Origin of the sequence: Pseudorhodoplanes sp. (assembly GCF_050250235.1) — a bacterium.
In the GTDB taxonomy this organism is placed as follows: domain Bacteria; phylum Pseudomonadota; class Alphaproteobacteria; order Rhizobiales; family Xanthobacteraceae; genus Pseudorhodoplanes.
The window spans coordinates 1-23,735 of sequence record NZ_JBFWPA010000028.1 but is presented as its reverse complement, the minus strand read 5'-3'; the positions used below and the strand labels follow the sequence as shown (position 1 = coordinate 23,735).

Below are 23,735 nucleotides of genomic sequence, written 5' to 3'. Positions count from 1 at the left end.
CGATGCTGGCTGTTGAGCTCATACGAGTGCAGGACTGTTCCCACGCAGCCCGGACTGCGCGGCAACCACCGTGGCCATGTCGGCCATCTGTATGGCTTGCCGCTTCAGCCGCTCAAGCTCGGCGTGCTCTTGCGCAATGCGCTTGCGGACGTAACGCCGCTCCACTTCGGTCAGCTTGGTGTGCAGCAGGCGATTGTAGCGCGCGATCGCCTTTCGTCGCGCCACGGCCAGGGCGTTCTGCAGTTCAGTCATCTTCGTCCTACCTCTAGACGGCAATTGGTGAATGATGCGGCGCCTTAGCCGCGAGACTGTGCCACAGAAAAGGACGGGCGGCACAGCCGATGTTTGCCTAGGCGGCCTTGGCTTGCTCGATGCGCCGCGTATCGCTGCCAATCACGATGCGGCGGGGCTTCAGGGCGTCAGGCACCTCGCGCAAGAGTTCGATCCTCAACAGGCCGTTCTCCAGTGCGGCTGACGTCACCTTCACGTGGTCGGCCAAGTTGAAGTTCTGCTTGAACGCGCGGATCGCAATACCGCGATGCAGCATCTGCCCCTCGTCCGGCTCCGGCGCCTTCTTGCCGGTGATGAGGAGTTCATTCTCACGCTGGACCAACTCGATTTCGTCCGGAGAAAAACCCGCCACCGCCATGGTGATGCGGTAACGCTCGTCGCCGGATTTCTCGATGTTGTAAGGCGGCCAGCTCCCAGGTTCGGTGCGGCCGGCCTCGTCGAGCAGTTCGAACAGGTGGTCGAAGCCGACCGTCGAACGATAGAAAGGGGAGAAGTCGTATCTCATGCCATATCCTCCAATTTGAGCAACATGGAATGACCACCGGCGGACACCCGCCGGCGCCCTATCAGTCAAGCCCATCCGGGCCTCGGCGCCGAAAAAACTAGGAAAGCCGGAAAAGGTTTCAAGGGGGCGGCAATGGTCTTCCGCGAGCAACGTCGCATCCTCGACGCAGATGCCCCGAATGCGGGCTGGCGGCCCGGCGAAAGCTTCATAGGCCGAAAACCGAAACCTTCCTTTCCTCGTCCCGCCGCGCCACAATCGAAGCCTTCGCCGAGGTCGACCTGATCTGAGATCGAGGGGCTGCCGCGAGCGACAGCATAGCTTCGGTAGTGGCGCGTCAAGGCAAGGCATGTGTGGCGTGGGCTTCGTACGAGCGAGATCAGGGTACGAGCCCAGCCTCTTCTTTCACTCGAACGATGAGGTGACACATGCTTACGACCAAAAGCCTGGAAAGTCGGCTTCGACGCAGAGCGGCACGCGAAGGATACAGAATCCGGAAGTCGCGCCGCTTCGACAGCATCGATAATTTCGGTGACTATATGCTGGTCGAAGTTTCGTTGAACTGCCCTGTGTTGGGATATCGCTACGACGCGACGCTCCTCGACATCGCGGAGTTCCTCGAAGCGCCGGAAGTCGAATACTTCAGGTGAAGAAACCCGCCGACACTCCTTCACGGCGTGTCGGCGGGCCATATCGGAAGTGCTCGTTTCACCGCGACGACCGTTTCTTAGCCGATGGCCAGTTCTTGATTCGCTCCGGAATCAAAGCAAGAAGCCGCTTATTATGTTCGAGGTCATCCTTGAGAATCGTATCGTCCGGCTCTTTTTTCAGGTCCTCTTCCAATTCGCGAATTTCTTCCTCGAGCTCCTGGGCGCGACCCCACCACAGGTCCCAGAATTCTTTTTGCTCGTTGGTCGCAGGGCCTTCGACGCGAACCTCATAGGTCTGAGGATCGATGATGATATCGTCAGGGTGCGGCAGCTGCCCTGGATCTGTTATGCCGAGCCGTTTCCGCCGCGTGAGCTCTTCGGTCCAGAACAGCTTGTGCTCGATGGCAGTCTGCGCGAATTCGTCATAGGCCTTCTTGTCATTGCGTTCGAACCCGAGATGGAGCTCGAAATATTGACGCAAGGCCCAGGGCTTGCCCTTCGCGGCAGCGTTGCCAAGTTGCTTGATTGCGGTTTCATGAACCGTTCGTTGGCTGCCATCAGGGAATGACAGCAAGCGGTTCGCGTCCTCGCGCAGCATCCTTTCGGTTTTCTCATCGAAAGGGAGCCAGACACCCTGCGGCTTTTTCTTGCGTGGCCGCCCGCGCGGATTGCCCGACGTGCCTTTTCGGAAGCGCCCATCCTTGCGCGGGCGCGCGGCGTCATCGTCGCCGTCAAGACTCATGACAGCCTCCTTCGGCGGCCGCACCCGCGGATGCGTGATCGCCCTGATCGGTCGAGGGGAGAGCTTGCGGCGGTTGACGCGACGCGCCCCGCCGCTGACGCGCCACCGCGTCGAACGTCTCGCCGGTCGCTGCGAGGATCGCGTCGTCATGCGCATAGGTCTGCCAACGACGGATCGTGCGGTCGACGTAGGTCGGGTCGAGTTCGACGAGGTACCCGCGACGGCCCGTCTTGTGCGCGGCGATGAGCGTCGAACCGCTGCCACCGAAGACGTCGAGCACGATGCCGTCACGATGCGACACATCTTTGATCGCGTCGGCTATCATCTGCACCGGTTTCACAGTCGGATGCAGCGCCAGCTCTTCCATGCGGCCCGCCTTGAAGCTGTTGGCGCCACGGTACTCCCAAAGATTCGTCCGATACCTGCCGTGTTGGCCGAGCTCGAAGTTGTTGATGTGCGGCGCGGTGCCGTTCTTGTAGGCAAGGATCAATTCGTGGCGTGAGCGATAGAACGTCCCCATGCCGCCAACGTCCTTTGCCCAGACGATCAAATTCTTAAGTTCGGTGTAAGCGGCGCGACCCGCCGTCAGGATCTCTTGCAGGTGCCGAAAATCCATACATAGAAAGTGGATCGATCCGTCGGCACTATGCTCGGCGAGAAGCCGAGTAGCCGTACCCAGGAAATCGGTGAACTGCTCCGTAGACATCTCACCCGACGCCATGAGGAACTCCGGATGCTGAATCGCACCGGAGCCTCCGACATGGCCGGCGATCGGAACGTTATAAGGCGGATCAGTGAACACCATTTGTGCGAGTTCGCCGGCCAGCAAGATGTCGTAAGTCGCCTGCTCGAGCGCATTCGCGCAAATGAGGCGATGACAGCCGAGAAGCCATAGATCGCCGGGCTGTGAGACCGCAGGTCCCTTTGAAATCGCCGGCAGGCGCTCGTCTTTCGGATCACCGGCCTCTTGCGCACCGAGCCCCTCGATCAGATTGTCGATTTCGTGTGTGTCGAACCCGAGAATGTCGATGTCGAATTCGGGATCGAGCGCGATCAACGCCTGCAGTTCTTCGCCGAGGATTTGCTCGTCCCAGCCGGCGTTGAGGGCGAGCTTGTTATCCGCCAGGACGTAAGCGCGTTTTTGCGCCGGCGTCATGTCTTCGATGCGCAGACAGGGGACCGTATCAAAACCGCGCAGCTTTGCCGCCGCCACCCGGGCATGACCCGCTAGAATATTGTCTTCGGAATCGACCAGGACGGGATTGATGAAGCCAAATTCCTGTATGCTGTTCGCGAGCTGACGAATTTGCTTTTTGGAGTGGGTGCGAGCGTTGCGGGTCCAAGGACGCAACTGTCCGACCGGAATGTGTTCGATCTTGTCTCGTGGCATGAGGGTATCCTTACGCACGCGCGGCCACGCAGGCCGTCCCGTGCGAATGAATGAGCCGATCTTGTGAAACGAGAATTCGCCGAAGCCGCCCTCACATGAGGGCCACGCGGCGAAGCCCTACGGCCGCTTCGTTCCTGAAACGGCGTGTCGGGCTTTATCGGTCGAGCGACCGTGATTGCTTTATCAATCCGCCCTCCGTCGAGGAGAAGTCCTCAAATCTATGCAGCCGGCGGACGGCCTATTTGCCGGCCGGCCACCGCGGTTTTTGCCGTCTTCGGCGACTCGCCAGCTTTTGTTCCTTGCAAAGTCTACGAAGCGTTTCCGTCCGCATCTGCCCATCACCTCGACTAAAGGGATCAGTGACAGCCATGATCGGCAGAATTGCGAGCGCAGCACTCGTTCGGAACTGCGACGGCACTATCGGGGCCGGCATTTCAAGCGGAGAGTTTCTCGATCCATAGTCCGCCATGCAGGTTCTCCCTCTCCTTCTCATGACTCATCGGCTTTTGTGGCCGCGCATGCGCGGCTTCGTCTTCGCCAATTCTTGCGCGAAAAGATGCGTCCCGTTGCTGAGTTCCATGGCGGTCCAGGGTGCTGAACGATGCTGATTTAGAAATGCGGCGAGCGCTTCTTGCCCCCGGCACACCGCGCAGGCGCGTTGCGCCGTTCGTTCCTGCGAAGAGGCGCCCGCCGACACGATTGCTAGGATGACGGGATCGGTATTGCCGAATGCAAGCGCTCCCGGCTGCGCCCTGTCGCGAACAACCTCCGCATCAAAAAGTTTGCGGGGGTCTTGCCGCAAGATGCGGGCATGCTCCTTTTCGAGTTGCGGCCGAACGCGGCGCATGATCGTAACGGCCGAACGCTGGGGGAAACCATGCTCCAGCAGCCGAAGGCTCGTCATTACCGCAAAACCATCGGCACCTGAGAACTCCGTATCGACTCCCGTGCCTTGCGGCGCGGCACTGTAGAACGCAAAACTCGCGCGCTCAGGATCGCTTGAGCGCGGCGTGCAGCCCAGTTCCTTATCGAGTTCGAGCAAGCGTCGCAGCTTTGTTTCGAGTGCCGCAGGCACAGGTTCGCCGGTCGCTTTGAAAACGCCTGCGATCGCCTCGAATATCTGATTGCGCTTGTAGTTCATTGAAGCGTCACTATACGCTTCTAATGACGGACGGTCAAGTGAGCGATGAGATTGCATCTCCGCGGACGAAGTGATCGGCCGACCTTTGATCTGCCGTTAAGACCTCGCAGCCCGTAGGTCTGATAACTCATGATGAGAGCTTCGCGACCGGTCAGGATCGTATTATCTTTGTGGACCTTCAATGATGTCTGTTATCATTTGAAGGCCCCCTAGACGATGCTCGCGAGCTCGGAATGACGCTGCCTGTTCATCTCTTCGCGTGATCGCATCGAGAATGCCGCGATGTTCTTTGATCGATCTCAATAACATGGCATCAGGCTGGAACCTCAACTGCAGCGCTTTCACCTGCTGAATACGATCCCGGAACGTCTTTGCCATTTCAACGAGGTAAGGATTGTCTGCAAGGTGCAATATGGAATCGTGAAACGCGCTGTCGGCGGCAGACCAAGACATTATATCTCGAGCGGACGCTGCTTTCTCCATCTGCTGAATGCTACGGGTGACGAGTTTGATAGCACTTTTTGAATGGTTCAGTTTTGCCGCTAGTTCCGCAGCCATCGATTCCAGGGCGATGAGCACGTGATAGACGTGCGACACGTTTTCGATTGAGAGCGGAATGACATAGATACCGCGTCGCGGGACGATGCGGATCAGGCCCTCGGCTTCAATTTTGATGAGTGCTTGGCGGATGGGAGTTCTACTCATGCCAAGCTGCGTAGCGATTTCCGGCTCAAAAGCCTGGAACCCCGGCGGCCATTCTCCCGACAGGATGAAGTTCTTCATCTTCGAGTAGGCCGCAAATGTGCGGTGCATGGTCGCTTGTTCCGTCACTGGGTTCGTCCGCCTGTTGAATGCATGTGGATCGCCGTCGGGGCATGATGGTTCTACTTAGCCAAAGCGCAGCAAAGGGCGCTCGCTTGCCTCCGGTGACACGCAAAAGTTCGCCAATCTATCCCGGCTCCCCGGGCTGAACCATGGCCCACCTCGGAGCAAGCGTCACAAAGCTTCGCTTGCAATATAAATCAAATAATGTATCCATTAGCGAATTCATTGATCGTCATTAAGGGGGCGAAATTGTCGATGCCGATGCGACCGGCGTGGATCGAGGTCGACCTCAACGCATTAGCAGCGAATACGCGAACGGCTAAGCGCCTCGCCGGCACAGCAGCGTTATTCGCCGTTTGTAAGGGCGATGCCTATGGGTGCGGCGCCGAAAGGGTCGGACGCGTCATGCAGGAGGCGGGTGCCGACGCGTTCGCAGTGGCCGACCCCGAGGACGCCCTTCGTCTGCGCGCAGGGGGTGTTGATAAGCCAATACTGCTGTTTGCCGGCACGACACCGGATCAGGCGGAATGCCTGGCAAAGCTCGGGATCGTCTTGACTGTGCACGATTTCGAGGGGCTGGAGGCTCTGACATCCAGTGGCTTGCACGCTGATGTTTTTGTTGAGATCGATTGCGGCTATGGGCGGCTAGGTTTCGTGCCGGCAGATTGGGCACGTGCATTCGCTTCCTTGAAAGCAGCACCGAACACCGCCGTTCTCGGCCTATATAGTCACTTCAGCAATCCTGACAGCGCCGCGACGACAGCCCGCCAAGCTGCGGTGTTCGCTCACGCAGTGGAGGACGCAAGGTCTGCGGGGCTACAACCACGGTATCGCATGATCGCCAGCAGCCGCGTCCTCGCGGCGTATCCTGATCTCACGCTGACGGCGATCGAACCAGGGCGATTGCTTTACGGCGTCATGGAAGGGGACTGGGCGGCGCTTGTACCACAGCAACCCGTCATCAAAGCGGTGAAGTCGCGCGTCATTCAGGTCCGCGATTTACCCGACGATTTCGGCGTTGGCTACGGATCTGCCGCGCGGCGGCCGGCAGGGAGGCTCCGCACCGCCGTGGCAGCATTCGGCTTTAAGGATGGCATTCCAACCACCCTACCCGCCGCTGACGTTCTTATTCGTGGTCGACGTTGCCCCGTGTTGGGCTCTTTCTCGACGGAGCACGCCATCATCGATGTGACGCAAAATCCGTCCGTCGAGGTTGGCGACGAGGTGGTTTTCGTCGGCGAACAAGATGGAGATCAGATCTCCTTCTTAGATTTCTGCGCACGAAACGAGTTGAGCGTTCTGGAAATGCTGCAGCGTTTCGGCCGCAGCCTTCGTCGTGTCTATGTCTGAAGTGAATCGCAAGATTGATGCAACAAGGGAAAAGTCTCATGATGGCACTTCATCCACCATCGCAACTGGTGTTTCTCGGGTCACGTCATGCTGGCAATCTAGCCTTTGTGGAGACTAGGGAAAAATCTACCCGTCACCAGCAATTCTGCCGGCATATCCTGGCGCATCTGCGCTCTCTCGTCGCCAGCGCCGCGCTTGTTCTTGCCGCCGCCTCCCCCGCGATCTCACAAGAATCGCGGCTCGATGAGGTTCTCAAGCGCGGCAAGGTCATCGTCGGAGTGACATCCGAAGCGCCCCCCTTCGGATTCGTTGACGAGCACGGCGAATTGACAGGTTTCGACGTGGAGTTGGCCAAACTCGTCGCCAAGGCCATCTTCAATGACGCCTCGGCGTCGCGGATCGAGTTCGTGAAGCAAAGCTTCGCTTCGCGCTGGCCAAACGTGAATAATGGCGTCGTCGACTTCGGAATCCAGGTGACGACCATTTTGCCGGATCGCGTCACTAGAGTCGGCTTTACACGGGCATATATTGACAGCGGCGTTGTGATGGTCGTGAAGAAGGATTCTCCGATCAAAAAACTCGCAGATCTGGACAAGGAGAATATTTCCGTCTCCATCCTGACCACGCCGCTGCAGGCCGAAAACGCGAAACGCTATTTTCCGAAGGCAAAAACGGTCGTGCTGGATTCCATCGCCGCGCAATTCACATCCGTGAAGACGAACCGCGCAGATGCCGCTCAGTTGGATAAGCCCGTCGCGCTCTGGTACGCAAAAAGCAATCCGGATGTGCGAATTCTTGACGAGGAGCTGGGGGTCCCGACCAACAACGCCATCTTCCTAAAGCTCGGTGATTTCAAATGGTGGCAGGTGCTAGACACGATCGTAGGAGAACTTGTCGGCGGCAGCATGCGGCCTGAATACGTCGCGCTCTATGAAAAATATTTCGGCATGAAGCCACCGCATGCGAAGCACTACATAAAAGCCAACTGATCAAAATCTTCACGGGCAGGTCCTTGTTTTGCTCGAAAGTGTTCGCTTCGCCCAGGACATCTATCCGCAGTTCGTAGATGCTCTGGGCGTGACACTATCACTCGCGGCGGTCTCGTTACCCACTGCGTTCGTACTGGGGGTGGTGCTGGCTTTCGCCAGGCTTCACGGGTTGCGCGCTGTTCGCGTTGTTCTCGCTGCCTTCGTCGACTTTCTAAGAAATACGCCGCTCCTCCTCCAGATGTTCGTGCTTTATTTCGGGCTTCCTCTCTTGGGGTGGAGGTTGAGTGGATTCTCGTGCGCCACGATTGCTATTGCCGTCCAGCACGGGGCCTATCTGTCAGAGATCATTCGCGGAGGGGTGGAGTCTGTCAGCCGAAACCAGTGGGAGGCGGCGCGGGCCATCGGAATGTCAGACGCCCTGGCGTTGAGGGACGTGATTGTTCCGCAGGCTCTCGTGCGAGTGACAGCACCAATTGGAAACCAATTCATCGTCCTCGTGAAAGATACCTCGGTCGCATCCGCGATCGGGGTGCTGGAATTGACCCTCAACGGTAAGGTCATCATCGAGCGAACGGCCGCTTCCTTTGAAGTTTTTCTTGTCATCGCAAGCTTGTACTTGGCGATGAGCGCTCTGTTGGGCGGGGCCGTGCGGCTTGCCGAGCGCCGCGTGCAAGGAAGAATGTGAGCGCTAAATGGAGACCCTGATCAAGAGCGCTCCCTATCTGCTCACCGGCGCGCGCCAGACGATCCTGCTCTCCACAGTGACGATCGCCGCGAGTCTCATTGTCGGCTTGATTCTCGGCGTTCTTTCGGCGGTAGGCCCCGCTTGGCTACGCCGTTTGCTGACGATCTATGTTTTCGTGCTGCGTGGAATTCCCGTCCTCGTGGCCATGTTCGTGATGTATTACGCGCTGCCTGCAATCGGCATCAAGGTGCCTGGCGTCGTTTCAGTGACGATCGCGTTGGTCATCTACTCGACAGCGTTCGTGACAGACATCGTCCGCGGTACTTTGCTGGCCTTACCGCGTGGCCAATTCGAAGCGGGCCTGAGCCTCGGCATGTCCCGCTATCTTGCCGCCAGGGATGTTCTACTACCACAGGCCGTGCGCCCAGCGCTGGCACCGCTTTTGAATACATCGACGATGATGATCAAGAGCACGGCCTATGCGTCGGTCGTGGGCGTGTGGGAACTATCGTATGCGGCGCGCGAGGTGGTCGAACGCACGCTTCAGCCGTTCGAGATCTTTGCCGGCGCGATGATGATTTACTTCATCATCTGTTATCCGCTCTCGATTCTCGCTTCGAGACTTGAGACGAGCTCCCTCTCGACACAGGCCGAGTATCTGCGATGCCGATGATTGAGGTAGACAGCCTTATAAAGGCCTACGGCAAACATCAAGTCCTGCAATCCGTTGGCTTTCAAGTGTCTGCGGGCGAAGTCGCGGTTTTGATCGGGCCAAGCGGCTCGGGAAAGTCCACCGTACTGCGCTGCATGAACTTCCTCGAGGATTTCCAGGGTGGCACAATCCGCATCGGTGGCGACCTCATCGGTTACGATGTCGTCGACGGCAGAAGAGTGCGCCAGAGCGAGCGCACCATCACACGCGCTCGCCAGCGCGTCGGGATGGTGTTTCAGAGCTTCAACCTGTTTCCCCATCGGACGGCAATCGAGAACGTAATTACCGGCCCGGTGAAGGTGAAAAAGATGGCTCGTGCCGACGCCGTTCTCATCGGCGAAGCGCTGCTGGAGAAAGTAGGACTCATCGACAAGCGAAATGCATACCCGTCTCAACTATCCGGCGGCCAGCAACAACGTGTTGCGATCGCGCGTGCCCTTGCCATGCAACCGCAAGTGATGCTGTTCGACGAGGTCACATCGGCGCTTGACCCAGAGCTTGTATCTGAGGTGCTTAAGGTGCTGCGTGACCTCGCAAGAGAAGGCATGACGATGATCGTTGTGACGCACGAGATGCAGTTTGCTCGGGAGGTTGCAGATAAGGTCATGTTCTTTGACCAGGGGGTGATAGCAGCTGAGGGGACCCCTGATGCGATATTTTCAGACCCAAAGCAGGAGCGTTTGCGAGCCTTTATCCGGCACCATACCGTTGCAAAGGTTCTATCGGATTAGTTTGACTTAGCGGGTGCGATGCTGGGCATACAGGCTCTTTTGCGTCCTGATCTATTCTCGAACGTTCCCTGTTATCCCTGGTCCCGCTCCCTGTTATCTCCAGCAGGGAAGCATCTTCTATCTCGCTGATTTTTCGGAAGATTCCGCTTCAAATCCGGGAGGTCGATCGAATTTCGACGAAAATTGCCTGTTTTTTGGCTGATAACAGGGAATAATTGCCCTGAGAGTGGTTCGCTGCTGACTACGTCCACCGCCATTTACACCCCGTCGAACATTCTCCGTTCGCGAGACCTTGGGTGAATTCCCCAGGAAACGCGCGCTTCCGTCGCAAACCTCTGGACTGCGGCACGAGTCGATATCGCCCCTGGTGTTCTCTCTCCGCCGTTTTTCTCCCGACCTCTGTACTAGTGGGATACCGTACGAATCTATAAGCAACTGAAATAGCTTGTAATTCTCGTTCCTCCCGCCCTTCCTTTTCGAATCCCGGCCGCAGATCGGTTTGCTCCGAATTGCCAATCTGCCGGGCGTCGGTGTCCTCGCCATGGCGGTATGTTGAGTGTGACCCGTCTTGCAGCCCTACGATTCGCTCTCCGTGGCTACGAAGTCAGCGCCGTTCGCCGTGAACAGCACGTCTGGCCATGGCTTCTCGCGTGCATCATCAACCCAATCAAAGATCGTCACCTCCGCGGAGACTGCACCAGGGTCACGCAGTTCAGAGGTATAGGCTCGCGTCGTGGTCGCTTCGATGTATTCCATGTAGTCACCGACAAAGCGCCCAATGCAAGGTTCAAACAGAGTGGCGACGCTGCGTCGATCGTGAATCGGATACTTCGACTTCCACGTCGCGCCATAAAAGCTCAGGATGAACAAGTCCGTCGAGGCGGGCGCCCAGCCCTTGGAGATTGCGTGTGCCCCGATCGATCGGCTGATGTTGTCGAGGCGCTGGTCGATCGCCTTGGTCTTGTCTGCGTCGAAGGTACCGTGACCGCGCTTGCATTCGAAGACATAGAGCCTCCCCGATTTGACGTTGAATGCGAGGCAGTCGAGGTGCGCCTTTCCACCTGTGATCGGGATCTGCTCCTTGGCGGCGTGCCAATGCGGCAGCTTATTGATCGCGAAGATCAGTGCACGCTCGATCAGCAGACCGTGGCGCTTCTTGATGCCGTCGATCTCGGACACAAGCGACGAGAGGCGCGGATTCGACCCGAACAGCGGATCGCAGGGAATGGAGGCCGATTTTGCCTTAGCATCAGCAATTAGCTGGCTCGCATGCTTTTTCCAGAGGAGAGCCTCAGCATATGTCAGCCTCAAGCACATGGATCGCTTCCTCCATCTGGCGCGTCAAAACGCTGTCGCTTCGCGATTACTTTCACTCCTTCTCAAACCCGTGGCTGTCGAACTTCAGCGTGCGGCTGTCGGCACCGACGCGGCCCATCTCTATGGCGGTTTCCTGGCAACGCTGAGCGCGTGGTGTGAGCAGCGGACGATCGCCTATCAGGGCGTTCCCGTCGGCACGATCAAGCGGCACGTCGCCGCCAAGGGCAACGCCGACAAGGCCGCCGTCATGGCCGCCGTTCGCGCCCGCGGCTTCTCACCCGCGGACGATAATGAAGCCGACGCCATCGCCATCCTGCTGTGGGCCATCGAGACCGAGGGAGGTGTGCGATGAGCGGGGAGACGATGCTCAAACATGCCGCGTCGGTCGTCGCCGAGCGCCGCAAGATATACGGCGAGCCGGCCGCCGCGATGGCCGTGGTCGCCAGACGCTGGTCGATCACGCTCGGCCGGCCCATCACGCCGGCGGAGGTCGTACTCTGCCTCATCGATCTGAAGCTGGCGCGGCTCGGGCACGATCCGAAGCATCAGGATTCGATCCTCGACATCGCCGGCTATGCAGCGGTGCTGCAGGAGGTCGGACGATGAGATGGCTGCCGAAAGGATATGGCGGCGAACGCCGGTCGGCCGAAGAGGTCAAGCGGGAGGGTTGGCGCGAGCAGGGCCTCCTCGTCGTCAGCCCCACCGATCCGCGCCTCACCTGGCCCGAGCGAGAACTGGTTCGCCAGCTCGGCGAGAAGCTCTATGGCGGACGGCGCCTGCCGACGGAGCAACAGCATGGCTGATTGGACACGCGAACAGGTCGAGGAGCGGCTGATCGAAGCTGCTGACGTCATGAAGCGCCTCCCCGAGGTTCGGGTGCAGGGGTATTTCTCGGTGTGGCCGAAGATCGTGCATGCGTTCGCTGATCTCGTCGGTCAAGAGCCGCCGCGCATGAAGCGTCCGCCGCCCTTGCCCGACGCCATCAGCCGCATGGAGGCGACGCTGCCCTGGCTGCGATGGCTGGAGTCCGACGATGCCCGGCTTGTCTGGGCGCGCGCCGAGGGCACGCCGTGGAAGCCGATCTGCTGGCGCTTCGGGATCTCCCGCGCCACCGCGTGCCGTCGCTGGGAGTACGGCCTCAGCGTCATCACCTGGAAGCTGAATGGACAGCAAGTGCCGGCGAAACGTTCGCGCGCTTTCCTCGTCGACCGAGTTCGGTCGTCAAGTTCATTTTGATGCGTGAGACAATTTTCGCTGAGACATTTCCCGGCGAGACACAGATCGGCGATTTGGGTTAGTTCTCGGGTATGCTCGGGCGAGCCGCGTGCGGACGCGGTTTCGAAGTCTTCCGCACCCGAAAGAACACCCGGTCAGGCGGCGTTGCGAGGAGCGACCTCCTGCTCGATCTTGCGCCGCGTGGTGCGGTCGGCAACATCGAGATCGTAGCGGGCCTGCAGATTGATCCAGAACTCCGGCGATGTGCCGAAATAGCGCGCGAGGCGCATGGCCGTGTCGGTCGTGATCGCGCGACGCCCAAGCAGGACATCGTTGACCCGCGAGCGTGGCGCCTTGATCGCGTTGGCGAGTTCGTAGGCGCTCATCCCCAACGGAGTCAGGAACTCATCACGCAGGATTTCTCCCGGATGGACTGGCGGCAGACGACGGCCCGTCGTCACCTCCGAGAAATCGACGATGCGCCTGTCGAGATCCTCACGCTTGATGGTCATGGTCATCACTCCTCAGTGGTAGTCGACAATCTCGACCTCCCACGCCTCGTTGTCGCGCCAGACAAAACAGATCCGCCACTGGTCGTTGAAGCGGATGCTGTGTTGACCCTGCCGGTCACCGTGCAGCGCTTCCAGGCGATTGCCGGGCGGCACCCGCAGATCGTCCAGCAGTGTGGCCGCATCGATCGCCAGCAGCTTGGCGCGAGCCCGCCGCTGGATTTGCTGCGGCAGGTCGCGGACGGCGTAGCCAGCGAAGATCGCCGCTGTGCGTTTGTCGGCAAAGCTCTTGATCACGGCAAAGCGTAACGCAAAACGGGACGTCCTGTCAAGCGGGACGCTCTGCCTTACGGTACGGCGTTAATATCAACGAACTCAAAGAGATAGCGGTTCCTCCCTGGCCGAAATCGTGTGCTGGCGGCAATGGCGCGACGCTTGCCCAGTGACGGCGCCGAAATAGGCCATTTCGTTTCGCCCGCATCCCTGGCCTCGTGAATTCAAACACTTGGGCGTCTGCGGACCTCGGCGATGGCGAAGCCGCCGGTTGGGGGCGTTCCGTTTCGAGCGCATCGGCGAAGCGGAACCTGTTTTGCCGGCCCAGCACATCGGCTGGTTTCGCGACCGCCGGATCAGATCCTTCACCCATCGCACCGGACCGACCATGGACGTCGTCGAAACGCCGATCGACAAGCTTGTGCCCTATGCGCGCAACCCGCGGCGCAACGAGGAGGCTGTCGCCACGGTCGCCGCCTCGCTGGCCGAGTTCGGCTGGCGTCAGCCGATCGTCGTCGACGAGGACATGGTGATCGTCGTCGGCCACACCCGCTACGAGGCGGCCAAGCGGCTCGGTATGACGAGCGTCCCGGTGCATGTCGCGCATGGCCTGACGCCGGCGCAGCTGCGCGCCTACCGGCTGATGGACAACCGCTCGCATCAGAATGCGAGCTGGGATGACGAGCTGCTGAAACTCGAACTGGCCGATCTGAAGCTCGACGAGTTCGACCTGGCGCTGACCGGTTTCGAAGACGATGAACTGGCCCGTCTCCTGGCCGAGGCGCCCGTCGAGGGGCTGGTGGACGAAGACGAGGTTCCGGAGCCGGCCGCCACGCCTGTCACCCGCCGCGGCGATCTCTGGATCCTTGGGGACCACCGCCTGCTCTGCGGAGACTCGACTTCGGCCGAGGACGTCACCCGCCTGATGAACGGCGAGCGCGCCGCGCTGTTCGCAACCGACCCGCCCTATCTCGTCGACTATGACGGCACCAACCACCCGACGAAGAAGAACGCGTCGGCCCGGGCCAAGAAGATCGCCAACAAGGACTGGTCCGACGACTACATCGAGCAGAAGCATTGGGACGATTCATCCCAGGGTCCGCAGTTCTATGAGGCCTTCATGCAGGTCGCCATCGACTGCGCCATCAAGGAGGACGCGGCCTGGTATTGCTGGCACGCCTCGCGGCGCCAGGCGATGCTGGAAGCCTGCTGGTCCAAATTCGACGTTCTGCATCACCAGCAGATCATCTGGGCCAAGAGCCGTCCGGTGCTGACGCGCTCGATCATGCTGTGGGCGCACGAGCCCTGCCTGTTCGGCTGGCGCTCGGGCAACAAGCCGCGTGTTAATCGTGAAGGCTTCGAGAACTGGCCGACGACCGTGTGGTCCATCCCGTCGAGTGAGATCGAGACGCGCGAGCACCCGACCTCGAAACCGGTGCGCGTGTTCACGCTGCCGATGGAGCTGCACACCGTGCCAGGCGAAATCTGCTACGAGCCGTTCTCCGGCTCGGGCTCGCAACTCATCGCAGGCGAGCGCACAGGGCGACGCGTCTTTGGGCTCGAACTCTCCGAGACCTTCTGCGACGTCATCGTCAACCGCTGGCAGGTATTCACGGGGAAGTCGGCGAAACTGGACGACGAAGATCGCAGCTTCGAAGAGGTGAAAGCCACGCGTCTTGGCGCTGGCGACGGCGCAAAGGACGCGGCATGAAGCAATCGCGCCGGATGTCTTTGATCGAGGCGTTGAGCAATGTCGCTATCGGCTACGGCGTGGCCGTGCTGACCCAGATCGCGGTCTTCCCGTTGTTCGGTCTGCAAGTGTCCCTGAGCGACAATCTGTTGATCGGCGCTCTGTTCACGCTGGTCTCGGTGGCACGTAGCTATGCCGTGCGGCGCATCTTCGAACGGATGCGCGCTTTGTCTGCATAAGCGAAACGCCGCCGCCCATCGCGGGCAGCGGCGCTTCAGTGATGATGACGTGTCAACTGGCGGTCGCTCCGAGCAGCTTCGCCCGGAAGTCGGCGCCCACCGGTCGGCTCTCGGCCACCGTGCGGCCGGCCCGGAGCGCGCCAGCACGGCCGACAAAATAGAAGCCGACCTGCTCGCCGGTTTCCCGGCGCGTTCGCGTGAGGACCGTGTAGCGGGTCGAGCGTGCATCAGCGATGATCGCTTCGCCTCGGTGCTGCAGGGCGGCGACGAGACGGTCGTGTATGGTGATCCTCGCCATAGCCTCAGCCCTCCCGGCTGAGGCGGTAGACCCGACCGCGTCCGTCGACCTTCTCGGAGGTCACGTCGAGCCCGAGCTTCTTCTTGAGCGCCCCGGCGATGGCGCCGCGCACGGTGTGCGGCTGCCACCCGAATGCGGCGGCGATCTCGGCGACGGTTGCTCCGTCGGCGCCCTGCAGCATGGCGATCAGCTGGGCCTGCTTGCTGCCTTCGCGGGCATTTGGCTTCGATGACGTCTTGACGGCAGCGTGACCGCTTTGCGTGGGCTCCGCAGAGTCACGCGAGGCCTCCGGCTCGATGCCGATGGCGGCGAGCCCGTGCTCGGTGATCGCGAGTGTGACGCCGTGGCCGTCGCCGGCCTCGCGCCAAACGTGTTCGCCGATGCGCGTGTCGGCATCGATCTCTTCGAGCAGGCCCTGCTTGAGGAGCGAAGCGATCACTTTCTGCGCTGCGCCGCCCTTGAGGTTCTTCGGGAGCGGTAGCGCCAGCATGTTCGCGCGCTGCGCGGCGGCGCTGAGGACGATCATCTGTGTGTCGGAGAGTTTGGTCATGGGGCAATCCTTCTTCAGGAGAGGCGCGCGACCATCGCGGACCTTCTACTGCCCCGAGCCCCGAGGGTGAGCCTATCGGGGCGAAGGCGGGAAGCGGCGCGTCTAATCGGCGTGCTCGCCCTCCTTGAAGGCTGCGTCGGTGATGCGCTTCAGGAGTTCGGTGTAGTGGCTGAGCGTTCCGACATGGCCCCAGTTGATCTCGTCGGGGCTGGTGTCGAAATGGTCGTCGCTCAGCACCTTGATGCGCTCCAGCATCGTGTCGATTTCCGCCTTCTTGGCGATGAATGCGTCGAGGGCGGTAGCGGTGTTTCTGGACTTGGTCATGGCGGTCTCCAGCGCTTGATGGTGACCCCATACAGGCTCTGACCGACGCCCTCATCAAGTCGATAAGTGCATCATTTCATTGCTTTTTATGCAGTGATGGCGGGGCTCCCGACATGACCTGATCTTGCCCGGGAGCGGCCCCCGTTCATGGCGACCAATACCCAACCGATCGCGGTCATCGCCCGGCTCCTGGACCTGACCGAAAGGCGGGTCCAGCAGCTGGCGCGCGACGGGATCATCCCGGCGTCAGCTCGCACCGGCCCCGAACGCGGGCGCTACGATCTCGTCGGCACGGTGCGCGGCTATGTGCGCTACCTGCGCGAACTGGCGACGCGGTCGCAGACGGGCGCCGCCGATTTCGGTGTCGAGCGCGCCCGGCTGATCAAGGCCAAGGCCGATCTCGCCGAAATGGACGCAGCTGTCCGGCGCGGCGACCTCTTGCCGGCCGCTCAGGTCGAGGAGGCTTGGATCGCCGTGCTGGCCCGCCTGCGCGCGCGTCTGCTGGTCCTGCCCGACAGGCTGGCGCCGCTCGTCCACGAGGAGACGACCATTGCCGGCACGCGCGCGCAGATCCGCGACGCGATCACCGAAGCGCTCGCGGAACTCGCCAGCCTCCCGGCCATCGCCGTTGGTGCTGAAGGGGCCGGCGCGGCTGGCGCAGGCGACGCGCAAGGCGCTGACGATCCTGGCGCCGCCGCCGACCCTGACGATCAGTGAGTGGGCCGACGCCAGGCGCCGCCTGAGTTCCGAAGCCAGCGCCGAGCCCGGCCGCTGGCGCACCGAGCGGGCCATCTACCAGCGCGGCATCATGGACGCGATCTCCGATCCGGCGGTCGAAAGCGTCGTCGTGATGTCGTCGAGCCAGACCGGCAAGACGGAGGTGCTGCTCAACACCGTTGCATTCCACATCGACCAGGACCCGGCGCCGGTGATGGTGGTGATGCCGACGGAACGCGATGCGGAGACCTGGTCGAAGGACCGTTTCTCGCCGATGGCGCGCGATACGCCCTGTCTGCATGGGCGCATCTCGGATCCGAAGTCGCGGGACGGGTCGAACAAGATCCTGCACAAGAAGTTTCCCGGCGGGCATCTGACCATCGTCGGCGCCAATGCACCCTCGGGCCTGGCCAGCCGGCCGATCCGCATCCTCCTGTGCGACGAGGTCGACCGCTATCCGTTCAGCGCCGGCGCCGAGGGCGATCCGGTCAATCTGGCGAAGAAGCGCACGGTCACCTTCTGGAACCGCAAGATCGTCCTGGTCTCGACGCCGACCATCCGTGGCGCGAGCCGGATCGAGACGGCGTTCACCGAAAGCGACAGGCGCCGCTTCTTCGCGCCGTGCCCGGAATGCGGCGAGCATCAGACGCTGGTCTGGGAGCAGGTTCGCTGGGACCGCGACGCGGACGGCGCCCACCGGCCGGAGACCGCGCGATACCAATGCCGCCATTGCGGCGCGCATTGGAGCGACGCCGAACGCTGGGCCGCCGTGCGCCGGGGCGAATGGCGGGCTGAGGCCCCGTTCGACGGCATCGCCGGCTTTCACCTGAACGAGGTCTATTCCTCCTGGGTCCGCTTGGAAGCCATGGTGCGCACCTTTCTGTCGGCGAAGGATCACGGCGACGAGGCGATGAAGACCTTCGTCAATACATCGCTGGGCGAGACATGGGTCGAGACGGGCGAAGCGCCGGACTGGCAGCGGCTCTACGATCGCAGGGAGAGCTGGCCGGCCGGCACGGTGCCGATGGGCGGCCTGTTTCTCACCGCCGGCGCCGACGTCCAGAAGGATCGCATCGAGGTCGATGTCTGGGCATGGGGTCGCGGGCTGGAGAGCTGGCTCATCGACCACATCGTCATTGAGGGCGGCCCCGAACACGCCGCCGCATGGTCCGCGTTGGACGGTCTCTTGAGCCGCAACTGGCCGCACGCCTCTGGGGTGGCGATGGGCCTGTCGCGCCTCGCGATCGACACCGGCTTCGAGGCGCCGTCGGTCTACGGCTGGGCACGGCGCGCCGGCTTCGCGCAGGTGGCGCCAGTCAAGGGTGTCGAGGGTTTCAATCGGGCGAGCCCGGTCTCCGGCCCGACCTATGTCGATGCGACCGCCGGCGGCAAGCGATTGCGGCGCGGCGCGCGGCTGTGGTCGGTCGCGGTCTCGACCTTCAAGGCCGAGACCTATCGCTACCTCCGGCTCGAACGGCCGACCGACGAGGAGCGTGCCGGAGGCGCCAGCTTTCCCGCAGGGACCATCCACCTGCCGGCTTGGGCCGACAGCGAGTGGTGCAAGCAGTTCGTCGCCGAACAGCTGGTGACGGTGAAGACCAGGCGCGGGTTTCAGCGGCTCGAATGGCAGAAGCTCCGCGAACGCAACGAGGCGCTGGATTGCCGGGTCTATGCCCGTGCCGCCGCCTGGATCGCCGGTGCCGACCGCTGGGGCGAGCAGAAATGGCGCGATCTCGAACGCCAGGTCGGCTCGCTCGATCCGAGCAACACAGTGGGGCCAGAGACCACGGCCTCTGACCCCGGCACGCCAGAGATCGCCTCCGCGGGTCTGGTGCGACGAGCGCCTGCCCGGCGCGGCCGACGGGTGTTCACGCCCAGCTATCTGAGTTGAGACCGAGACCATGACGCTTGAGGACATGATCGCGCGCCGCGATGCGCTGCTCGCCGCCCGATGGCGCGGCGTGCGCACCGTCGAGGTCGAGGGGCGCCGCATCACCTATGCGAGCGATGCCGAAATGGCGGTCGCCCTCGGCGACCTCGAACGGCGGATCGCCGAGGAGCAAACCGGCGCGCGCCGTCGCATCGTTCGCACGACGGCAAGCAAGGGGCTCTGACTCGTGCTGGAATCGATCACACGGTGGCGCCGCCGCATCGGCGCTCTGGTGGGCGGCTTCGAGGCGGGCCAGGCAAGCCGCAGGCTGCGGCACTTCCAGCCGAGCCGGGCGCATCTCAACACGCTGATCGCGGCCGCCGGCGCCGACATCACCGCGCGCGCCCGATGGCTGGTGCGCAACAACGGCTATGCGGCGAACGCCATCGAGAGCTGGGCCGGCAATGTGGTGGGCGACGGCATCAAGCCGTCGTCCCTGATCGCCGATGCCGATCTCAAGGCGCGCGTGCAGCGACTCTGGTTTGACTGGACTGACGATAGCGACGCCGAAGGCTTTACCGATTTCTACGGCCAGCAGCGGCGCGCCGCGCGCGAGGTATTCATCGCCGGTGAAGTGTTCTTCCGCTTCCGTCCGCGCCGGCCCGATGACGGGCTCATGGTGCCGCTGCAGCTGCAGATGATCCCCTCCGAGATGCTGCCGCTCAGCCGCAACGAGCAGCTTCCCGGCGGTAATGTCGTCCGTCAGGGGATTGAGTTCGACCGGATCGGCAGGCGCGTCGCCTACCACTTCCTGCGCCGCCATCCGGGTGACGTGACCGATCCAGGGCTCGCCGGCGAGATCGTGCGGGTGTCGGCGGCCGAGGTCATCCACGTCATCGATCCGGTCGATGCTGGGCAGTTGCGCGGGATTTCCCGCTTTGCGCCGGGCATCGTGAAGCTGTTCCTGCTCGATCAGTACGACGACGCCGAGCTCGACCGGAAGAAGGTCGCGGCCATGCATGCGCTCTTCATCACCACGCCGGCGCCGGCGGAGCCCTTCGACATCGCCGAGAGCGACGAAGGCGGCGAGCGGACGATGGATCTGCAGCCCGGCCAGATCGTGATGCTGGAGCCGGGCGAAGAGGTGCAGACCTCGGCGCCGGCCGATGTCGGCCAGACCTACGAGCCGTTCCAATACCGCACGTTGCTGCAGGTCTCGGCGGCGCTCGGCATCCCGTATGCGTATCTGTCGAATGACATGCTGAAGGCAAACTACTCGAACTCGCGGCTCGCGCTCCTCGAGTTCCGCCGCCGCATCGAGGCCTACCAGCACTCGGTCATGGTCTGGCAAATCTGTCGACGGGTCTGGGCGCGATGGCTCGATACGGCGGTCATGGCGGGCGCGATTGCCTTGCCCGATTACGAACAGCAGAGGCGCGTTTATCTCGGCTGTTCCTGGCTGCCGCCCAAATGGGACTGGGTCGATCCGCTGAAGGACGCGCGCGCCGAGATCGAACAGATCGAGGCGGGGCTGAAGAGCCGGACACAGGCGCTCGCCGAGCGCGGCTATGACGCCGATCAGGTCGATGCCGAGATTGCTGCGGACCGTGCGCGAGAGCGCCAGCTTGGCCTCTCCTTCGGCAGCGCCTCATCCGACCCGAGGCTGCTGACCGATGCTCAAGAGGCAGCACCAGCGGACAACTAGGCGAACGTCGCCGCCGACTGAGGTTTCCATGACGCGATTGAATCCGCTGCTCACCCGGCTCGGCGGTCGGCCCTTGGCGATCGCCCCGCGAGCGCTCGACGGCCTGCTCGCCGCCGGCCCAATGCTCGATACACGCCAGGCCATGCTTCCGGCCCGCGATGCGCCGCAGGTGGCGAGCCATTCCGTTACCGGTCCCGGCATCGCCGTGGTGCCGATCCTCGGGCCATTGGTGACGCGTGGCGACTGGCTCACCGGTTTTCTGGGCGCCAGCGACTATGGCGAGATCGCTTTTGCGGTGGAGGCCGCGCTGGCCGATCCAGCTGCGCGGGCCGTGTTGCTGGAACTGGACTCGCCAGGCGGTGAGGTCGGCGGTCTCTTCGATCTGGTCGATCGCCTCGTGTCCTTGCGCGAAGCCGCGCAGAAGCCACTCTGGGCTGTCGCGAGCGAAAGCGCGCTGTCGGCTGCCTTTGCCATCGCCAGCGTGGCGGACCGCCTTTACGTCACCCGGACGGCGGAGGTCGGATCCATCGGCGTCGTGGCCATCCATGTCGACGAGAGCATCGCCGACGTCATGGCCGGCCTCAAATGGACGCTCGTTCACGCGGGCGATCGCAAGATCGAGGGCAATGCCCACGAGCCGCTTTCGGATACGGCGTTGTCGGCGATCCAGGCGGATGTCGACGCGCTCCATGCCGACCTCGTCACCCTGGTGGCGCGCAACCGGAACATGAGCCCCGGCGCTGTCCACGCGACGCAGGCCGCGATCTATCGGGGCCAGCGGGGCATCGACGCCGGCCTTGCCGACCAAGTCGGCACCGTCGGCCACGCACTTGCCGATCTCACCCGGATGCTCGACCCGCCACGCCTGATCAGGGGTGCTTCGCAGAGCGCCCGCAGTCGTCAACCTCCAAGGAGAAAGACCGAAATGACCATCGACCCCAATGCCGGTGCGGCGATCGATGGCGACGCCGTCATCGAGACGAACGCGCCCGAACCGGAAACCCCCGATACGCCGCAGCCCGCACCGCAGGTCGCGGCGCCGGCGACCACCGACGTACCCACCACCGACCACACCGCGGAACGGTTGCGCGCCGAATATGCGGAGATCGCCGCCATTGCCGCCCAGGGTGCCCGACTGGGCGTCGCCATCGACGCCGCCGACGCCATGGCCAAGGGGATTGCGCCGCATGCGCTGCGAAGCTCCATCCTCGACGCCCTCGCGGCACGCGCCGAGGCGAGCTCTGTGGTCGCCGTGGCGCCGTCACCGGCCGGCTCGCCGGCATCGAACGGCGGCGAAAGCCCCATCGTGCGTCGTGCGCGTGAGCGCGCCTCGGCCAACCGCAGCTGAGGAAAGGAAGGATCATCATGACCGTTCTCACCATGTCGCCGACCCTTGGCGACCTGCTCAAATACGAGCTCAATGCGAGCTACTGCCGCGAGGCTGTGACCCTCAAGGCTGGCACGAACTACGCGCTCGGATCCGTCCTCGGCCGGATCACCGCCTCGGGCAAGTACCGCCTGTCGCCGGACGCCGAGGTCGTCGGAGACGAGGGTGCGGAGGTCGCAACGGCCGTCCTGATCGAGGCGGTCGACGCGACGGCCGGCGATAGGACCGGCCTCATGGTTGCCCGCGGCCCGGCGATCGTCTCCAAGGCGGCGCTCGTCTTCGACGCCTCCGTCGATGACGCGGCCAAGACGACCGTCAAGCACACCGAGCTGAGCTCTGCCGGTATCGTGCCGCGCGACACCGCCTGATCCGCGCTCGTCAGATCCAATCCGTCACCGGCTCCGAGGCGTCCGCCTTCGGGGTCTTTTTCATGCCCGTCGCATCCCAAGGAGACCCGACATCATGGTCGCCATGATCAACCCGTTCGACGCGGGCGGCTACTCGCTCGCCGAGATGACCCAGGCCATCAACATCCTGCCCAACGTCTATACCCGGCTCGGGCAGATGGGCCTGTTCCGCTTCGAGGGCGTGACCCAACGCTCCGTCGTCATCGAACAGGCCGAAGGCGTGCTAAACCTCCTGCCGACCGTGCCGCTCGGCGGTCCCGCCACCGTCGCCAACCGCGACACGCGCTCGATGCGTTCCTTCACGGTGCCGTGGATTCCCCACGACGACGTGATCACGCCCCAGGACATCCAGGGCGTGCGCGGTTTCGGCGTCGCCGACGCGGCCGACCCGCTCGCCACCGTCATGGAGCGCAAGCTCACTCGCATGCGGGTCAAGCACGCCCAGACCCGCGAGTACATGGAGGTCAATGCGTTGCGCGGCATCGTCAAGGACGGCGCCGGCACCACGCTCTACAACTACTTCACCGAGTTCGGGCTTTCCCAGCAGGCGGTCGATTTCGTGCTCGGCACCGCCGGTACCAACGTCCAGGCCAAGGTGCGCGAGGTGCTGCGCAAGGTCGAGACGGAACTCAAGGGCGAGACCATGACCGGCGTGTTGGCGCTCGTCAGCCCTGAGTTCTTCGACAAGCTGATCGGCCACGCCAAGGTCGAGGACGCCTACAAGTACTATGCCTCGACCGGCGCCCAACCGCTCCGCGAAGATACGCGCCGGCGCCTCCCCTTCGCCGGCATCATGTTCGAGGAGTACAACGCCACCGTCACCCTCTCCACCGGCGAAACCGAGACGCTGATCCCAGCGAGCGAGGGCATCGCGTTCCCGCTCGGCACCCTCGACACCTTCGTGACCTACGGCGCGCCGGCGAACCTGATCGAGACAGTCAACACCGTCGGCCTGCCGATCTATGCCCGGCAGATCGCACGTCACGACGGTAGCGCCATTGAGGTCAAGACCGAGGCCTCGACCCTACCGGTCAACAAGCGCCCGCGGCTCGCGGTGCGCATCCACACGAGCAACTGATGGGTATGAGCGCCTTCGCGAAGGCGATCGACGACCTGTTCGGCGATCCGAACATCGGCAGGGACGCTGTCTATACGCCCGATGGCGGATCGGCCGTGCCCGTGCGCATCATTGCCCGACGTGCGGACGAGATCACTGGCTTCGGCGA

At 62.5% G+C, this 23,735-nt stretch carries 32 protein-coding genes; 20 read left to right on the top strand and 12 right to left on the bottom strand.

Features of this window, described 5'->3' with window-relative positions:
* Positions 1 to 18: 18 nt before the first annotated feature.
* A complete protein-coding gene (locus AB7F49_RS14555) occupies positions 19 to 252 on the bottom strand; it encodes a hypothetical protein (RefSeq protein WP_428523486.1) in 234 nt (77 codons plus the stop codon).
* A gap of 97 nt (positions 253 to 349) precedes the next feature.
* Positions 350 to 796, bottom strand: a complete 447-nt coding sequence (locus AB7F49_RS14550; RefSeq protein ID WP_428523564.1) for an Hsp20 family protein — start codon at positions 794 to 796, stop codon at positions 350 to 352.
* A gap of 425 nt (positions 797 to 1,221) precedes the next feature.
* Between AB7F49_RS14550 and AB7F49_RS14545 the strand changes: the two genes are divergently transcribed.
* The gene (locus AB7F49_RS14545; RefSeq protein ID WP_428523484.1) at positions 1,222 to 1,443 is read left to right on the top strand and encodes a hypothetical protein; all 222 of its coding nucleotides are present in this window, start codon (positions 1,222 to 1,224) and stop codon (positions 1,441 to 1,443) included.
* A gap of 58 nt (positions 1,444 to 1,501) precedes the next feature.
* Here AB7F49_RS14545 and AB7F49_RS14540 read toward each other — a convergent pair whose 3' ends face one another.
* The 4 genes from AB7F49_RS14540 to AB7F49_RS14525 form a co-directional block, all read right to left on the bottom strand.
* On the bottom strand, positions 1,502 to 2,185 hold the full coding sequence (locus AB7F49_RS14540) for a DUF5681 domain-containing protein (RefSeq protein WP_428523482.1): 684 nt from the start codon (positions 2,183 to 2,185) through the stop codon (positions 1,502 to 1,504).
* Positions 2,175 to 3,575, bottom strand: a complete 1,401-nt coding sequence (locus tag AB7F49_RS14535; RefSeq protein ID WP_428523480.1) for a site-specific DNA-methyltransferase — start codon at positions 3,573 to 3,575, stop codon at positions 2,175 to 2,177. The genes AB7F49_RS14540 and AB7F49_RS14535 overlap by 11 nt, the downstream gene beginning before the upstream one ends.
* Before the next feature lie 496 nt (positions 3,576 to 4,071).
* Entirely contained in the window at positions 4,072 to 4,716 is a 645-nt protein-coding gene (locus AB7F49_RS14530) for a hypothetical protein (protein ID WP_428523478.1), read from the bottom strand.
* Between the two features lie 162 nt (positions 4,717 to 4,878).
* Positions 4,879 to 5,547, bottom strand: coding sequence for a GntR family transcriptional regulator (locus tag AB7F49_RS14525; protein ID WP_428523476.1), 669 nt, complete (start codon positions 5,545 to 5,547; stop codon positions 4,879 to 4,881).
* 219 nt (positions 5,548 to 5,766) lie between these two features.
* Here AB7F49_RS14525 and alr point away from each other — a divergent pair, with 219 nt between their 5' ends.
* From alr to AB7F49_RS14500, 5 genes are read left to right on the top strand one after another with little or no spacing between them, the layout of a single operon-like run.
* Positions 5,767 to 6,891: an alanine racemase gene (gene alr, locus AB7F49_RS14520; RefSeq protein ID WP_428523474.1), complete on the top strand. Its 1,125-nt coding sequence runs from the start codon at positions 5,767 to 5,769 to the stop codon at positions 6,889 to 6,891.
* A gap of 38 nt (positions 6,892 to 6,929) precedes the next feature.
* Complete coding sequence (locus tag AB7F49_RS14515; RefSeq protein WP_428523472.1) at positions 6,930 to 7,880, top strand: transporter substrate-binding domain-containing protein; 951 nt, start codon at positions 6,930 to 6,932, stop codon at positions 7,878 to 7,880.
* 28 nt (positions 7,881 to 7,908) lie between these two features.
* Positions 7,909 to 8,565: an amino acid ABC transporter permease gene (locus AB7F49_RS14510; RefSeq protein ID WP_428523470.1), complete on the top strand. Its 657-nt coding sequence runs from the start codon at positions 7,909 to 7,911 to the stop codon at positions 8,563 to 8,565.
* A 7-nt stretch (positions 8,566 to 8,572) separates the two neighbouring features.
* Complete coding sequence (locus AB7F49_RS14505) at positions 8,573 to 9,238, top strand: amino acid ABC transporter permease (protein WP_428523468.1); 666 nt, start codon at positions 8,573 to 8,575, stop codon at positions 9,236 to 9,238.
* Positions 9,229 to 10,008, top strand: coding sequence for an amino acid ABC transporter ATP-binding protein (locus AB7F49_RS14500; protein ID WP_428523466.1), 780 nt, complete (start codon positions 9,229 to 9,231; stop codon positions 10,006 to 10,008). Before AB7F49_RS14505 ends, AB7F49_RS14500 begins: the two co-directional genes overlap by 10 nt.
* A 576-nt stretch (positions 10,009 to 10,584) precedes the next feature.
* Here the strand turns inward: AB7F49_RS14500 and AB7F49_RS14495 are convergent.
* Positions 10,585 to 11,325 carry a hypothetical protein gene (locus AB7F49_RS14495; RefSeq protein ID WP_428523465.1) on the bottom strand — a complete coding sequence of 247 codons (741 nt, stop codon included), beginning with the start codon at positions 11,323 to 11,325 and terminating at the stop codon, positions 10,585 to 10,587.
* Between AB7F49_RS14495 and AB7F49_RS14490 the strand changes: the two genes are divergently transcribed.
* The 4 genes from AB7F49_RS14490 to AB7F49_RS14475 are packed head-to-tail and all read left to right on the top strand — an operon-like array spanning position 11,324 to position 12,561.
* On the top strand, positions 11,324 to 11,677 hold the full coding sequence (locus tag AB7F49_RS14490; RefSeq protein WP_428523463.1) for a hypothetical protein: 354 nt from the start codon (positions 11,324 to 11,326) through the stop codon (positions 11,675 to 11,677). The genes AB7F49_RS14495 and AB7F49_RS14490 overlap by 2 nt on opposite strands.
* Positions 11,674 to 11,931 (top strand): DUF6378 domain-containing protein, encoded by a 258-nt coding sequence (locus AB7F49_RS14485; RefSeq protein WP_013654785.1) that lies wholly within the window; start codon positions 11,674 to 11,676, stop codon positions 11,929 to 11,931. The genes AB7F49_RS14490 and AB7F49_RS14485 overlap by 4 nt, the downstream gene beginning before the upstream one ends.
* The gene (locus AB7F49_RS14480) at positions 11,928 to 12,128 is read left to right on the top strand and encodes a hypothetical protein (protein WP_428523461.1); all 201 of its coding nucleotides are present in this window, start codon (positions 11,928 to 11,930) and stop codon (positions 12,126 to 12,128) included. The genes AB7F49_RS14485 and AB7F49_RS14480 overlap by 4 nt, the downstream gene beginning before the upstream one ends.
* Entirely contained in the window at positions 12,088 to 12,561 is a 474-nt protein-coding gene (locus AB7F49_RS14475; RefSeq protein ID WP_428523459.1) for a DUF6362 family protein, read from the top strand. The genes AB7F49_RS14480 and AB7F49_RS14475 overlap by 41 nt, the downstream gene beginning before the upstream one ends.
* A 134-nt stretch (positions 12,562 to 12,695) precedes the next feature.
* Here the strand turns inward: AB7F49_RS14475 and AB7F49_RS14470 are convergent, their stop codons facing one another.
* Together AB7F49_RS14470 and AB7F49_RS14465 are read right to left on the bottom strand one after the other, a co-directional pair.
* On the bottom strand, positions 12,696 to 13,052 hold the full coding sequence (locus tag AB7F49_RS14470) for a HigA family addiction module antitoxin (protein ID WP_428523457.1): 357 nt from the start codon (positions 13,050 to 13,052) through the stop codon (positions 12,696 to 12,698).
* Positions 13,053 to 13,064: 12 nt separating this feature from the next.
* The gene (locus tag AB7F49_RS14465; RefSeq protein ID WP_428523455.1) at positions 13,065 to 13,346 is read right to left on the bottom strand and encodes a type II toxin-antitoxin system RelE/ParE family toxin; all 282 of its coding nucleotides are present in this window, start codon (positions 13,344 to 13,346) and stop codon (positions 13,065 to 13,067) included.
* A gap of 364 nt (positions 13,347 to 13,710) precedes the next feature.
* On the opposite strand from AB7F49_RS14465, the gene AB7F49_RS14460 reads away from it, so the two are divergent.
* Both AB7F49_RS14460 and AB7F49_RS14455 read left to right on the top strand, forming a co-directional pair.
* Positions 13,711 to 15,033 (top strand): DNA modification methylase, encoded by a 1,323-nt coding sequence (locus AB7F49_RS14460; RefSeq protein ID WP_428523562.1) that lies wholly within the window; start codon positions 13,711 to 13,713, stop codon positions 15,031 to 15,033.
* Entirely contained in the window at positions 15,030 to 15,251 is a 222-nt protein-coding gene (locus AB7F49_RS14455; RefSeq protein WP_260349173.1) for a DUF7220 family protein, read from the top strand. Before AB7F49_RS14460 ends, AB7F49_RS14455 begins: the two co-directional genes overlap by 4 nt.
* Positions 15,252 to 15,303: 52 nt before the next feature.
* Here the strand turns inward: AB7F49_RS14455 and AB7F49_RS14450 are convergent, their stop codons facing one another.
* From AB7F49_RS14450 to AB7F49_RS14440, 3 genes are all read right to left on the bottom strand, one after another.
* On the bottom strand, positions 15,304 to 15,549 hold the full coding sequence (locus tag AB7F49_RS14450; RefSeq protein ID WP_260349172.1) for a hypothetical protein: 246 nt from the start codon (positions 15,547 to 15,549) through the stop codon (positions 15,304 to 15,306).
* Between the two features lie 4 nt (positions 15,550 to 15,553).
* On the bottom strand, positions 15,554 to 16,099 hold the full coding sequence (locus AB7F49_RS14445; protein WP_428523452.1) for a DUF3489 domain-containing protein: 546 nt from the start codon (positions 16,097 to 16,099) through the stop codon (positions 15,554 to 15,556).
* A gap of 102 nt (positions 16,100 to 16,201) precedes the next feature.
* Entirely contained in the window at positions 16,202 to 16,423 is a 222-nt protein-coding gene (locus tag AB7F49_RS14440; RefSeq protein WP_260349170.1) for a hypothetical protein, read from the bottom strand.
* A gap of 147 nt (positions 16,424 to 16,570) precedes the next feature.
* On the opposite strand from AB7F49_RS14440, the gene AB7F49_RS14435 reads away from it, so the two are divergent.
* From AB7F49_RS14435 to AB7F49_RS14400, 8 genes are all read left to right on the top strand, one after another.
* Positions 16,571 to 17,140: a hypothetical protein gene (locus AB7F49_RS14435; RefSeq protein ID WP_260349169.1), complete on the top strand. Its 570-nt coding sequence runs from the start codon at positions 16,571 to 16,573 to the stop codon at positions 17,138 to 17,140.
* Entirely contained in the window at positions 17,055 to 19,031 is a 1,977-nt protein-coding gene (locus tag AB7F49_RS14430) for a phage terminase large subunit family protein (protein ID WP_428523450.1), read from the top strand. The genes AB7F49_RS14435 and AB7F49_RS14430 overlap by 86 nt, the downstream gene beginning before the upstream one ends.
* 10 nt (positions 19,032 to 19,041) lie before the next feature.
* Entirely contained in the window at positions 19,042 to 19,254 is a 213-nt protein-coding gene (locus AB7F49_RS14425; RefSeq protein WP_260349167.1) for a phage head-tail joining protein, read from the top strand.
* Positions 19,255 to 19,257: 3 nt separating this feature from the next.
* A complete protein-coding gene (locus AB7F49_RS14420) occupies positions 19,258 to 20,715 on the top strand; it encodes a phage portal protein (RefSeq protein ID WP_428523449.1) in 1,458 nt (485 codons plus the stop codon).
* 28 nt (positions 20,716 to 20,743) lie between these two features.
* Positions 20,744 to 22,063: a S49 family peptidase gene (locus AB7F49_RS14415; RefSeq protein WP_428523447.1), complete on the top strand. Its 1,320-nt coding sequence runs from the start codon at positions 20,744 to 20,746 to the stop codon at positions 22,061 to 22,063.
* A 17-nt stretch (positions 22,064 to 22,080) separates the two neighbouring features.
* Positions 22,081 to 22,470 (top strand): head decoration protein, encoded by a 390-nt coding sequence (locus AB7F49_RS14410; protein WP_260349164.1) that lies wholly within the window; start codon positions 22,081 to 22,083, stop codon positions 22,468 to 22,470.
* A gap of 94 nt (positions 22,471 to 22,564) precedes the next feature.
* A complete protein-coding gene (locus tag AB7F49_RS14405; protein WP_428523445.1) occupies positions 22,565 to 23,587 on the top strand; it encodes a major capsid protein in 1,023 nt (340 codons plus the stop codon).
* On the top strand, positions 23,587 to 23,735 hold a 149-nt coding region (locus AB7F49_RS14400; RefSeq protein ID WP_428523560.1), incomplete at its 3' end, for a head-tail joining protein. The genes AB7F49_RS14405 and AB7F49_RS14400, both read left to right, overlap by 1 nt.